Raw genomic sequence first — 13053 nt, forward strand, 5'->3', positions numbered from 1 at the left:
CAACTTTTTACTCAAGAGTAAAGTGCAAAATTGCTTTTGTTAACATATTGTAATTAGTGTTCATTCGCACATAAAAAATAGATGGTTTTGCATCATTTTGTGAACATGCAATGGTTGTCATGTTCAAATGCGTTCACATATTGAAGATGTCGGCGTGTCGAGCACTAGCCGCCGCCGACACTCAGTCGCGCACATCCCTTACAGCGCATACAATTACGGAGTATGGTACAAATTTTTGACGCTCCCTCAAAGGCGATTCTGCGCGGCCAGATTGCAGAGCACATCGCCGAAGACGAAAAGGCAGAAAAGCGTGAAGCTCGTGAGGGCGAGCTACCGTTGCCAAAAGATCGCTTCTTTGACCGCGAGCTTAGCTGGTTAAAGTTCAATCGTCGCGTGCTTGAGTTAGCGCAAAATACCGATTTACCACTTCTTGAACGCGCTAACTTTGCAGCCATCTTTGCCTCCAACCTAGACGAGTTCTTTATGGTTCGAGTTGCAGGCTTAAAGCGCCGAATCGACTCAGGAATCGCAGTAACCGCTGCAAGTGGGCTTAGTCCACGTCAACAATTGCGCGCAATTAGTGAGGTTACGCATCGTCGTCAAGATGAGCATGCTCATTATGTTATTGACCACATTTTGCCAGAGCTTGCTAAGCAGCGCATTGTTATGCTCAGTTGGGATAAGCTCACTCAATCCGAAAAAGATAGGCTTTCAGACTATTATCGCAAGCAGGTTTTCCCAGTATTAACGCCACTTGCGGTAGATCCTGCACACCCGTTCCCATATATTTCTGGCAAGTCAATCAACTTGGCTGTTATTGTAGAAAATCCAAATTCTGGAAAGTCGCATTTTGCTCGCGTAAAGATTCCAGATAATTTGAATCGTCTTGTTCCAGTTGATGATTTAACAGACGAAGAGGGTCGCGAAGAGCGCTACGGATTTATTACTATGGAAAAGTTGATTGCAGCGCATTTGGAATCGCTTTTCCCAGGCATGATTATTAAGGAAGCTCGCTCATTCCGCGTTACGCGTAACGAAGATATTGACGTTGAGGAAGACGATGCAGAAAACTTGCTTAACGCTATGGAAAAGGAGCTTTTGCGTCGTCGTTTTGGACCGCCTATTCGTCTTGAGATTTCCGACGAAGCTAGCCCATTCTTATCGCAGCTGCTGGCTAATCAATTGCGCGTAAGCCCAGAGGAAGTCTATCGTTTGCCTTCGCCGCTAGATATGACGGTTCTTTTTGAATTGCAAGCGCTGGATCGACCAGATTTGAAGTATCGTCCGTTTATTCCTACTACAAATCGTCAGATTGCAGAAGTGGAAACCAGCCATGCGCAAGATATTTTTGCTTCGATTCGCGAGCACGATATTTTGCTGCATCATCCATATGATTCGTTCTCTACTTCTGTTCAGGCGTTCTTGGCGCAAGCGGCAGCAGATCCAAAGGTGCTTGCAATTAAGCAAACGCTGTACCGCACGTCTAGTAATTCGCCGATTATCGACGCTCTTGTAGACGCGGCTCACGCTGGCAAGCAGGTGCTTGCGCTTGTTGAGATTAAAGCGCGATTCGACGAAGATGCCAACATTGCTTGGGCACGTAAGCTTGAGCGCGCAGGCGTTCACGTTGTTTACGGCATTGTTGGATTGAAGACGCATTGCAAGCTTTCGCTTGTGGTTCGCCAAGAAGCCGAAGGATTACGCCGCTATTGCCACGTTGGAACTGGCAACTACAACCCTAAGACGGCTCGCCTTTACACAGATTTGGGCTTGCTTACTTGCGATCCTGTAGTTGGTCAAGATTTGACTCGCTTGTTTAATCAGCTTTCGGGTTATGCTCCAAAGTCTAGCTTCCATCGTTTGCTTGTAGCTCCTCGCACAGTTCGGACTGGCATTATTGAGCGAATTCGCAGGGAAGAGGCGGCGGCTCTTGCTGGTAAAGAAGCCTGGATTAAGATTAAAGTCAATTCTGTTGTTGACGAAAAGACGATTGACGCTTTGTATCGTGCAGCTCAAGCTGGCGTAAAGATTGACATTGTGGAGCGTGGAATTTGCTCGCTAAAGCCTGGCATTGAAGGCTTGAGCGAGAATATTCGCGTTCGCTCTATTCTTGGCAGATTCCTTGAGCACAGCCGAATCTACGCTTTTGCTAATTCTTGCGGTCCGCAAATTGGCGATGGTCCTGCAAGTGGCCCAGAAGTGTGGATTGGCTCGGCAGATCTAATGCACCGCAACCTTGATAGGCGAGTTGAAACGCTGGTTCGCATAAGCGCTCCAGACCAGGTGGAAGCGTTGATTCAATACATTGATTTGCAAATGGCGGATTCAACGGTTTCTTGGTGGATGGATGGCGACGGCACTTACACGTTGCATTCTCGCGATGCAGAAGGCAGGCCATTGGTAGATAGCCAGGAATACTTGATTCGCACGCATACGCGTAAGCCGCGCGGCGTTAATTAACTTACTATTAGCAAAAAGCCAGGGCGTTTAGCTCTGGCTTTTTTGCGCTCCGAATTCGTTACATTTGTCTCGCTCGCGAGACGTTTGTAACGCTGGCGGTTTCCCGACTTTGTACCAAATTTGGCAAATAGTTCGCGCGTTACAGCGCGCTATTCCTCGCGGCTATTAGTAGCCGCTCGGCTGATTTGGCATGTAAAGTCCACTGGACTTTACATTTGAGCCAAATCACGCTTTGAAGGAGCTTGAAATGCGTTATGCAATTTCAAGCTCAGTCAAAGCGCTTTACTTGCGTTGAAAGCACACCGTGCTTTCAACTTTGAGCAAGCTCAGCGCTCCGAATTGGAAAATCGTTAGCGCGGCCTAAGCGCGCTAACGTCTTCGCCGCACAGAAGCAGTGCTTCTGTTTTGAGCGGATCAGCGAATCGAAGTGCATTCGCGCGCTACGCTTTAAGCGCTCATGCAAGTCGATTCGCGCTACGCTCTAAGCGAAAAGGCAGGTCGGAGCGCGTACAAAAATGCCGCGCAAGATTTATTCAAGCGCGGCATAACATTAATCGCAGTTTAATCGCGAGTTAAATCGCTACTAATCATGAAGCGTAGAGAATATCTACAACAAAGTAAAGCGTTGAATTTGCAGGAATCGTTACGTTTCCTTTTGCGTCCTTCTTGTCTTCTTTGCCATATCCATCTTCTGGCGGAATTACCAAAAGAACTTGTGATCCAACTTTCTTTCCAGCTAAGCCTTTAGTCCATCCTGGAATAACTTGACCAGCCAGCGAGAAGTCTGCAGGAGTACCGCGCTTCCATGATGAATCAAATTGATACAATTTTCCGTCTTTATCAGTAGTCCATCCAGTGTAGTGAGCAGTTACTGTGCTTTTTTCGCTCACCACTTTGCCGTTGCCCTCAATCAAAGTTTGAGAAATTAGCTTTCCATTTGGCACGTAGTTATTCTTATCTAATGACGGTGCGCCAGACTTATCAAGAGTTACCTTTGGCAGATTTTCAGGAATATCCTTAACTTTGTTGCCTGTTGCGCGATCAAGAGTTTTCATTGCAGAAACAAGAGTTAACACCATTACGTACGCGTCTTGCTTAGTTTGTGGATTTGCAGGAATTCCAAACGCAATCGTTGAATTAATCTTCCTGCCCTTAAGCAGCGTGTAGTAAGACTTGCTAGTAACACCCTTTTTAACAACAATTGAGCAGTCTGGCTTTCCTTGCTTCCATGTGTTCATAAGCTCTTTGCCGCTTTTAGCGTTGTATACAATGCCATTAGCGCATACGCGACTATTTTCTGGGATTTTAGCGCCATTTCCGTCTTGCAAAATGGCGTAAGAATTTGGCTTAACATCTATAGGCGCTGTTAATTCAACCTTTGGCTGCTTTCCTAAAGCTCCGCTAGCCTTAACGCCGCTTAAAACGCTCATTCCAGCAGCGTTTGCTTCACTGCTTGCTGCACCATTGCTTGACTCGCTGTTTGCGCTACAAGATGCTAATCCAAAGCACATGGCAATTGCGCTCGCAGCACAAATTACTCGAGTTATAACTGATTTAGTCAAATTTAATTTGGTTTTTGTCATAAGTTTAAGACTATAACTTGCATGTGATTTTGGTGTGATTTACTAGCGATTTAACTAGCGATTTTAGCGTGCTTTAAGAGCAATTTAGTCGCGATTTCAGTGTGATTTATTGCGCAAAACAGCAAACCTTATAAAAGATTAGTAAAGATTGTAGAATAGATAGCAGTGGATACAATATAACGAATTTAGAATTACGTTAATAAGTTTGTGCGCGTGCGGGGTGCCTAATTGGCGGCGTGCCAAGCTTAAGAAAGAGGTTTGATGCAACGTCCTACAAAACGAGCTAGGTTTATGCGAGGAGTAGTGGCCCCAATTTTTGGCCTTCTTGCTGCTCTTAGTATTGTTCTTGGTGTGCTTAATGCAACTGTTTGGAAGCCAAGCTCTATTGTTTCGGCGCATGCAAACGTGTATGGGTCTAGATACATTGTTACAGATCCAGGCGTTTTGAATCTTGTTGACTATAGGGTAAAAATTAGCGTTGCGGCACTAAATAGTCGCAAGCCGATTTGCGTTGCAGTTGGCTTAGCTAAAGATGTTCGTGGATGGACTAAGGGTTATTCCGTTCAGCGAATAACGGGTCTTAATAATTGGAATAGTCTTTCTACCGATGTTATGAATGCAGACGATAACGCGCGCGTAGATAGTGCAAAAACGGACGATTCTAAGGTTTCTAAAAACGTTTCTAAAGATGCTTCTAAAGACGTTGATTTTAAGGATTCCGATTTATGGACTAACGCCACTTGCCAAATGGGTTTGGCAAAGTTGTTTGTAAATGCTGCCGACTTTGAGCAAGTGGGGAATGCGGCGGATTTAGCGTTAAAGCAGGAGTCGCAAGAGGGATTGCAAGCGAAAAATAACGTGCAAAGTGATGCTCAAAATGGCGCGCAATCGCAGACTTCTCATCAAAAATTGTCGTCGGAGTTGCAATCAAAAATTGCGCGTAGGGTTCTTATAATCGATCTTGGCAAGAATTCTCCCGAAGCTTTCGTTGAATTGCGTTGGCGCAGGCATAATCTTCCTGATTTTGCTACTCCTATGTATTTTGTAGGAGCGCTGTTTATTTTGCTATGCGGCCTTTCGGCTTCTGTGTTTGCAATGGCTCCGCATCGCAGACGAAACAAGCGACTTGTTGCAAGCAGAACGGGCTTGATTAGTGTTGAAAACAATAGTCAAGAAGAAGTTAAGTTCTCGGAGGCTTTGGCTGGAACAATAGCTGGCATTTTTGGTAGCAACAAAGACAAAAAGTCTAAGCACAAAGTGGGTTCTGGTGCGCATGCGCGTCATGGAGTTCACGCAAGAACGCGTACAACAAAGTCGCAAGCCGCTGTAGATTCTTCTATAAGCGTAAAGTCTGGTCTAAATTCTTCTAAGACTGCCGCTTTAGACGAAACAACTGTTATTTCTAAAGATGACTTGCAAGCTTATTTTGCAAGGCTTGCGAGCGAGTCGAGTTCTGATTTTAAGGGCGATTTTGCGGCGGAGAATAATGCGGCAAGGAATAATGCGTCGGAGAATAATGCAGCGGAGTCTTTCGACTTGTCTAGCGCGAATCAGTCGGAGCAATCGAAGGATTTGCATGAATCTGCGGAATCTAGCGAATCTAGAAATTCGGGAATTGCAGGGAAGTCTGGAAAATCTCAAAAATCACAAGGCGCATCTAAATCAGAAGATGGATTTGCAAAAAAGCGCTACAAGAAGGAATCGTATAAAGATCGCAAAGATCGCAACGATCGCAAAGAAAATTCTGCTGGAGGCTCCAAGAAAGCCAATCGCGGTGAGCGTAAAAATCGAGATGGCATAATGGACGCAGAGTTTCGTAAAGACGACGATAATCGTAAGCGCGATAATCGCATTGGCGAAAATCTTGGCAAATCGTTGGAGGCTGGCGATTCGAGTAGCGCGAAGCCTGGTGAAGCAAGGCGCAAGTCGCGCAACCAGTTTAACCAGCGTGACTACAGAAGCCAAAATCGTGGCAAAAGTCGCAAGTATAAAGGCTCAGAGAATCGCACGAGTGGCTATGCAAGTGGCGGAAATACCAACGGCAACAAGGACGGAAATAAGGCCAGTAATAACGCCAATCATGATGCAAATGGCTTTAATAATGCTGGCCATCAAAATGCCAGCCGCCAAAATGGTTCCCAAAATGGCTCCTCAAAACCTTCAAAAAACCGCAAAAAGTAACGTATTTTGGAAAGTGTGACTATGTTTTATGCGCATAAAATTAAGCACTACGCGCGTTTTGCGTGTGCTTCGGTAATTGCTTCGGCAATGTGCCTTACGCTTTGCGCTTGCGAAGGCCAAGTTCCTAAGGCTGCAGAAGGCTCTAGCGTTAAAGAGCTTCCAGATGTAACGCCAATCAAAGAAAAAGATATACGTTTAAGAGTTTTGCGCTCTTTAGAAAAAGCTAACGAAGAGAAAAACGCAAGTAATCTTGCAGAATACATGAGCGGACCTTCGGCTCTTGTGCGCGCAAGCGAGCTGGCGATTGCTGCAAAAATGGGCAAGCTAGATGCAAAAACCACTATTCCGCGTGAAGTTGCTCAAACAATTGTTCCAACAAACGCAAGTTGGCCGCGCGATTTAATGACAATTACCACAACAACAAAAGACCAGCAGTCTAAACGATTGTTGGTTATTCGCCAAGATAGTGCGCGCTCAAACTACAAGCTTTGGGCTGTTGCAAGGCTTTTCCCTGGCGTGCATTTGCCAAAATTCCCAGTTCCTTCAATAGGAGCTTCTATGGGTAAAGCTAATGATTCGGGACTTGTTATGTCTCCACACGCGGCTGCTGCAGCGTATGCGGATGTTTTGCAAAGAGGAGAATCGAGCAAGTTTGCAAAGTATTTTGCTAATGATTACTTGCGATCAAAACTAAGCGAGCTTTCTAAAACAGTTCAAGCTGGAATGGAGCGAAATAAGGGATCTCAAGAACAAGTTTTTACTCCTGTAACAAACCAGATTAGCGTTATGCGCGCAAGCGATGGGAGTGATTTGGTTATTGCTCGCATTGATTCAGTTTGGACTAGAAAAGCGGGAGAAGGCCGCGAATCTAGGCCAGCTTCCGACGAAGAAAAAGCGTTATTTGGGGATTCTAAGGCCACTTCTACAATGCGCGTAACTTATGTGAACGTTATTGCGATGGTTGTGCCTCCTGCTGGCTCGGACGCAAAGATTATTCCAGTTGGAGCAGAACGTCAGCCTATAAAGGTAGAAGCGTTGTAGAAGCGCCTTAGGCTTTCTGTAATGCGTTTAGCGCTTTATAGATATTTGTAAAGCAATACAAGCAAAAGAGGAAATATGGTTGATTCACAATCTATGGGTATGAACCCAGGCGGATTTTCGCTTGCTGGTGCAGTAGACCTAGAAGGCGTAAAGCGCAAGGCGGAGGCTCTTGCAAAGCGCGAAGCTGCCGAAAAATCTGGCAAACCGCAGTCTAAAATTCCACTTGCAGGCGGATACGTGATTGATGTTAACGATCAAACTTTCCAAGCAATGGTTCAAACTTCCGTAAGTTTTCCAATTATTTTGCTTGTTTGGCAAAAAAGTGACGAAACTTCTTACGACTTAGCGCAAAAACTTGCGGATTCCGTTAGTGCCTTAGATGGCAGAATGCAACTTGCGCGAATTGATGCGGATGAAAGCCCATCGATTGCTCAAGCTTTGCGCGCGCAGCAGCTTCCAGCTGTATATGGATTGGTTGGGGGCAGGCCAATGCCTATTTGCCAAGGATTGCCTAGCGAAGATGAGTTGAATCAGATTTGTAGTGCCATTTTGCCGCAATTAGTTAAGGTTGCAGAAAAGTCTGGTGTTGCTGGAACGGCTCCTTATATTGATTCGGCAGATTCTGGCGTAGATGATAATGCGGCGGATTCTGGCGATTCTGCGGATTCTGGCGATTCATCCAGCATTCCCCCTGAACACAAAATTGCACACGATGCAGCTATGAATGGCGATTATGCTCTTGCTGCGCGCGAGTATGAAAAAGTATTGCAAGATAATCCGAATGATTCTTTGGCGTCTCGTGAGCGTGCAAAGGCTTTGCTTCTTAGCAGAAATACGAATACAAATGTGGAGGCTGTGCGCAAGGCTGCTGGCGATAATCCTGGCGATGTTTCCGCTCAGCTTGCTGTAGCAGATGTAGATATGATTGATGGCCACATTGATGATGCTTTTGGCAGGCTTCTTGATTTTCTTGCTTCTCACAAAGATTGCGCAGAGGTGATTAAAGACCGCATGCTTGAGTATTTTGCAATGCTTCCTGCTGGCGATGAGCGCTTGAATCGCGCTCGCCGCCGCCTAGCGATTCTTCTCTATTGATATATCAGATATACCACGCTAAAGACTGCGCCAAATAAAAAGATTAAAAGAAAAGCCAAGAGCGCATTCGTGAGAAATATGCGATTCTTGGCTTAAGTAGCGGGGCATGGATTTGAACCATGGACCTCTGGGTTATGAGCCCAGCGAGCTACCGAGCTGCTCCACCCCGCGTCGGCTGCTTTTAGCAGCTCTATCTACGATAGGTGTAAATTTGGATTTGTCAAGTCTTCGGCGTGTTTCTAGCGTAAGTTTATCGCGTAACTAGTTTAATTCTAAACAAATGTGGAGTATAATAAACAAGTGACTAAAGCGAGTTATTAATAATTTGCGTACTTGCTATAATCGCAACACTCGTTAATAATCAGCAATATAACTCAAATGTACAAACTAAGAGTAGAATCAGCTTTTTAGAGATATATTTTCGTTTCGCACATATGTCAACGAATGAATTTACAGGATTTACGGTTTTACAAACTAGCTTGTGAATAACTTTATACTTAACGCAACTGTATTGTAAAAGAGTCCTACAAGGAGGCACGAATGAGTGGAGCTATCGAAGTTTTAGCGAAAGCTGCGCATATAAATGTTGCGGCGTTGCTAGCTTCAGCAAAGCCAGAGATGCCAAGCATTAATGACTTTTTGCCGCCAGAGATTTTATTCCAAGGCACACCTTTTGCCATGAATCGAATTGTTATGGTGCGTCTTATTATGGCCGTAATCGTTATGATTATTTTTGGCATTGGTGCAGCTCGTGCAAAAGTGGTTCCAGGAAGATTCCAAAGCGTGCTAGAAATCCTAATGGACTTTGTGCGATTCAACATTGTGTACGAAATGATTGGCGAAGAGCGCGGAAAGCGTTATGTGCCAATGATGACAACTCTTTTTATAACAATATTCTTCTTTAATCTTTGCTCAGTTATTCCAGGCTTAAACATGGCTGCAACAGCAACTATTACAGGGCCATTAGTGTTTGCTCTTTGGGTTGTATGCCAATACTTAATCACTGGAATTAGAGAAAAAGGATTCCTAACGTTCTTCCGCGAATCATTGTTCCCAGCTGGCGTGCCATGGCCGATTTACTTTATTCTTACGCCATTGCAGCTGCTGGAATTGTTGATTGTGCGACCACTTTCGCTTACAATCCGTTTGTTTGCGAATATGATTGCTGGCCATTTGCTGGTGGCCACTTGCCTAGTATTCACCAACTTCTTTGTGGTGGATTCCAGCAATAAACTCCTTGCCTTAGGCGGTGCATTATGGCTGCTTGGTGGCATTCTGTTTACAGTATTCGAAGTAATAGTTGCAGGCTTACAGGCATTTATTTTTACCGTTCTTGCATCTGTGTATATTTCGGAAAGTTACCCCGAGAAAGAAGAAAAATCTGCTGTTGCTATTGCATAAATAGTTAAATCTAGTTAAATCTAGTTAAAATAAACAGATAAATCAGGTTTAATAATCTTAGGGTTTATAACTGGTTACTGTTCCTAAAGAAAGGAAACCAATGAATAGTATCATCGCTCTCGCAGGATTGACGGGCAACCTTAGCATTCTCGGCTTTGCCGTTGCTACTCTTTCCCCTGCTATCGGAATGGCAATGGTTGTATCCAAGGCTATGGAATCCACTGCACGTCAGCCAGAAGTCGGCAACCGTATTCAGTTGTTCATGTTTATTGGCTTGGCATTCATCGAGGTTCTGGGCTTGCTCGGATTCGTTGCCTACATTATGGGAAGCTGAACCGAACGAAACAACTCGTTCCAACGCATACAAGTGTTGAAAGAATAGAAAGGACAAGCCATGGCATATGCAGCCGAAACTAATAAACTGGCGTTGTTCTTGCCGGAGCCTTACGACGTTATATGGTCGCTGGTTATTTTAGTTGTTCTTGCAGCGTTTTTCTACAAGTTCGTTATGCCTAAATTCCAGGCAATTCTTGATGAGCGCGCAGAAAAAATCGAAGGCGGAATGGCCAAAGCAGCAAACGTGCAGCGTGAAGCTGATGAGTTAAAGAGCCAGATGGAAGAAGAACTCTCTAATGCTCAAGCAGATGCTGCAAAGACTCGCGAACAGGCTCGAGCACAAGCTTCCAAGATTGTTGATGAAGCAAGACAGCGTGCAGAAAAAGATGCTGCGAAGATTATTAGTGAAGCTCAGCATTCCATTGAAGCTCAGCATAAGCACGCTATGACTAGCCTCCAAGGAGAAGTCTCGGTACTCGCTGCGGCGTTAGCCGGAAAGATTCTTGCTTCTAAGCTAGATGACGATACCGTAGGCTCCAAAATCATTGATCATGTGATTGATGAAGTAGGAGACGTTAAGGATTCGGCGCAAAACAAGTAGTTAACGCAAGCTTTCACTAAGTTTTATGTCTTAGTGTTGCTAATCGCTACTTAGTTTTGCATAAATGAGGAGGTACGGATGCCAGAAAAGGCATCGCGAGTAAGCGAAAACTTATCGCGTTCTTCGCTTGCGCAAGCCATTTCAGATGCTCATGACGAAGCTCAGCGCATATCTGATGAGCTTTCAACAATGATGGATACGCTAGAAAAGTATCCAGAGCTTTCTGACGCCATTACCGATCCAAATAGGTCTTCGGAAGATAAATCTCGCTTAATAGACGAGCTTATTGGAGGTAAGGCGCATCCCGTTGTTTTGCGCATTATGCACTACCTGGTAGGAACTTGGCATGGTGGCGCAGAAAGTGGCAAGACGGGCAGCTTTGGCGGCGCATGGTCTGGTTTTGAGCGCGAAGCAGGCGAAACTTTGGTTACTGTTACAACCGCTCAGCCTCTTACGGATAAGCAAATCAAGCGTTTGATTGAGATTTACAGCAATAAGTTGGGTCATCGTGCGTACATAAACCCAATCGTAGATCCAAACGTGCTTGGTGGAATGCGTATACGTATTGGCGATCAAGTAACAGACCGCACAATGTTAATGCAGCTTAAGCAGCTGCAGCGTTCTGCGCGCAATGGCGCTTGGACACAGGCAGTGAAGTAATAAATTAAGGAGAATTATGGCGGAACTATCTATTGATCCCGCCCTTATACGCAAGGCACTTGACGGGTTTGTTGACTCGTACAAGCCAGCAGACATGCCAACGCAAGAAGTTGGCTATGTTGTTACGGCTGGTGACGGCATTGCGCACGTAGCTGGATTGACTGGCTGCATGGCAAACGAGCTGCTCACCTTTGAGAACGACACCCTGGGCCTAGCGTTTAACCTTGATGCTCACGAAATCGGCGTGGTTATTCTAGGCGATTTTACGGGCATTGAGGAAGGGCAGGAAGTTTACCGCACTGGCGAAGTGTTATCTGTGCCAGTGGGAGACGCCTATCTTGGTCGTACAGTAGACCCATTGGGTAATCCGATTGATGGTCTTGGTGCGATTGAGTGCAAGGAGCGTCGTATTCTTGAAGCCCAGGCTCCAGACGTGATTCATCGTCACCCTGTGGATGAGCCTTTGTCTACTGGCTTAAAGGCCATTGACGCAATGACGCCAATCGGTCGCGGTCAGCGTCAGCTGATTATTGGCGATCGTCAAACTGGTAAAACCGCAATCGCAATCGATACGATTATTAACCAGCGCACAAACTGGGAAAGTGGAGATCCAAAGAAGCAAGTTCGTTGCATTTACGTAGCAATCGGACAAAAGGGTTCAACAATCGCTGCTGTACGTCAAAGCCTCGAAGAAGCAGGCGCTATGAAGTACACAACAATCGTTGCCAGCCCAGCTTCGGATTCTGCAGGTTTTAAGTACATTGCTCCATACACTGGTTCTGCAATTGGACAGCATTGGATGTACAACGGCAAGCATGTTTTGATTGTTTTCGACGACTTGTCTAAGCAAGCAGAAGCATATCGTTCGATTTCTTTGCTTCTTCGTCGCCCACCTGGGCGTGAAGCTTACCCAGGCGACGTGTTCTATCTTCACTCTCGTCTGCTAGAAAGATGCGCAAAGCTTTCCGACGATATGGGCGGCGGCTCAATGACTGGCTTACCAATTATTGAGACCAAGGCAAACGACGTTTCTGCATACATTCCAACCAACGTGATTTCTATTACAGATGGCCAGATCTTCTTGCAGTCCGATTTGTTCAACGCAGGTCAGCGCCCAGCAGTTGATGTTGGTATTTCTGTGTCTCGTGTTGGTGGCGCAGCTCAGGCCAAGGCTTTGAAGAAGGTCTCTGGCATGCTTAAGATTTCGTTGGCTCGTTACAAGTCTTTGGAATCCTTTGCAATGTTTGCTTCCGATTTGGATGCAGCTTCCAAGGCTCAGCTCACTCGTGGCGCTCGCTTAACCGAGTTGCTTAAGCAGAAGCAGTTCTCGCCTCGTTCCATGGAGCAAGAGGTTGTTTCCGTGTGGGCTGGTACTCATGGAAAGTTAGACGACATTCCTGTAAAAGACGTGCTTCGCTTTGAAAGCGAAATGTTGGATTATCTAGATAAGGGAACCGACATTTTGCAAGTGATTCGCGATACCGAGGACTTTACAAAAGAGACAGAAGCAAAGCTTGATGCCGCAATCGAAGATTTCCGTAAGTCGTTTAAGACTTCTGCAGGAAAGCCTTTGATTGTTAAGGATTCTTTGCCTCCTGCCGAGAATCCTGCTCCTGTTGAGAAGGAAAAGCTTGTTGCAAAGCCAAAGTCGGATGGTCGCGATTCAAGCAATAACGAGTCTGAGGGGAAGTAGCG

Annotated in this window: 10 protein-coding genes and 1 tRNA gene; 9 read left to right on the forward strand and 2 right to left on the reverse strand. The window is 45.5% G+C overall.

From position 1 onward, the window contains the following. The first annotated feature begins 222 nt into the window (after nucleotides 1–222). Nucleotides 223–2460, forward strand: coding sequence for an RNA degradosome polyphosphate kinase (locus D0T20_RS00810; protein ID WP_004131519.1), 2238 nt, complete (start codon nucleotides 223–225; stop codon nucleotides 2458–2460). 587 nt (nucleotides 2461–3047) lie between these two features. Here the strand turns inward: D0T20_RS00810 and D0T20_RS00820 are convergent. Further along, nucleotides 3048–4043, reverse strand: a complete 996-nt coding sequence (locus D0T20_RS00820) for an FKBP-type peptidyl-prolyl cis-trans isomerase (RefSeq protein WP_116438136.1) — start codon at nucleotides 4041–4043, stop codon at nucleotides 3048–3050. A gap of 261 nt (nucleotides 4044–4304) precedes the next feature. Between D0T20_RS00820 and D0T20_RS00825 the strand changes: the two genes are divergently transcribed. From D0T20_RS00825 to D0T20_RS00835, 3 genes are all read left to right on the forward strand, one after another. Beyond that, nucleotides 4305–6224: a hypothetical protein gene (locus D0T20_RS00825; protein WP_116438137.1), complete on the forward strand. Its 1920-nt coding sequence runs from the start codon at nucleotides 4305–4307 to the stop codon at nucleotides 6222–6224. Nucleotides 6225–6245: 21 nt separating this feature from the next. After that, a complete protein-coding gene (locus D0T20_RS00830; protein WP_162862646.1) occupies nucleotides 6246–7265 on the forward strand; it encodes a DUF8094 domain-containing protein in 1020 nt (339 codons plus the stop codon). A 75-nt stretch (nucleotides 7266–7340) separates the two neighbouring features. Further along, nucleotides 7341–8360 carry a tetratricopeptide repeat protein gene (locus D0T20_RS00835; protein WP_016835943.1) on the forward strand — a complete coding sequence of 340 codons (1020 nt, stop codon included), beginning with the start codon at nucleotides 7341–7343 and terminating at the stop codon, nucleotides 8358–8360. A gap of 97 nt (nucleotides 8361–8457) precedes the next feature. Here D0T20_RS00835 and D0T20_RS00840 read toward each other — a convergent pair. Beyond that, nucleotides 8458–8531 (reverse strand) — tRNA-Met (locus tag D0T20_RS00840). A 369-nt stretch (nucleotides 8532–8900) separates the two neighbouring features. Between D0T20_RS00840 and atpB the strand changes: the two genes are divergently transcribed. The 5 genes from atpB (at nucleotide 8901) to atpA (ending at nucleotide 13051) form a co-directional block, all read left to right on the forward strand. Next, nucleotides 8901–9761, forward strand: coding sequence for a F0F1 ATP synthase subunit A (gene atpB / locus D0T20_RS00845; protein WP_016635636.1), 861 nt, complete (start codon nucleotides 8901–8903; stop codon nucleotides 9759–9761). Nucleotides 9762–9861: 100 nt separating this feature from the next. Continuing rightward, nucleotides 9862–10095, forward strand: a complete 234-nt coding sequence (gene atpE, locus D0T20_RS00850; RefSeq protein WP_004105752.1) for an ATP synthase F0 subunit C — start codon at nucleotides 9862–9864, stop codon at nucleotides 10093–10095. Between the two features lie 60 nt (nucleotides 10096–10155). Further along, on the forward strand, nucleotides 10156–10698 hold the full coding sequence (locus D0T20_RS00855) for a F0F1 ATP synthase subunit B (RefSeq protein ID WP_004133623.1): 543 nt from the start codon (nucleotides 10156–10158) through the stop codon (nucleotides 10696–10698). A gap of 78 nt (nucleotides 10699–10776) precedes the next feature. Continuing rightward, the gene (locus D0T20_RS00860; protein ID WP_004114200.1) at nucleotides 10777–11358 is read left to right on the forward strand and encodes a F0F1 ATP synthase subunit delta; all 582 of its coding nucleotides are present in this window, start codon (nucleotides 10777–10779) and stop codon (nucleotides 11356–11358) included. 16 nt (nucleotides 11359–11374) lie between these two features. Then, nucleotides 11375–13051 carry a F0F1 ATP synthase subunit alpha gene (gene atpA / locus D0T20_RS00865; RefSeq protein WP_004131535.1) on the forward strand — a complete coding sequence of 559 codons (1677 nt, stop codon included), beginning with the start codon at nucleotides 11375–11377 and terminating at the stop codon, nucleotides 13049–13051. The last annotated feature ends 2 nt before the right edge of the window (nucleotides 13052–13053 follow it).

The sequence above is a fragment of the Gardnerella piotii genome (assembly GCF_003397585.1).
Taxonomy (GTDB): Bacteria; Actinomycetota; Actinomycetes; order Actinomycetales; family Bifidobacteriaceae; genus Bifidobacterium; species Bifidobacterium piotii.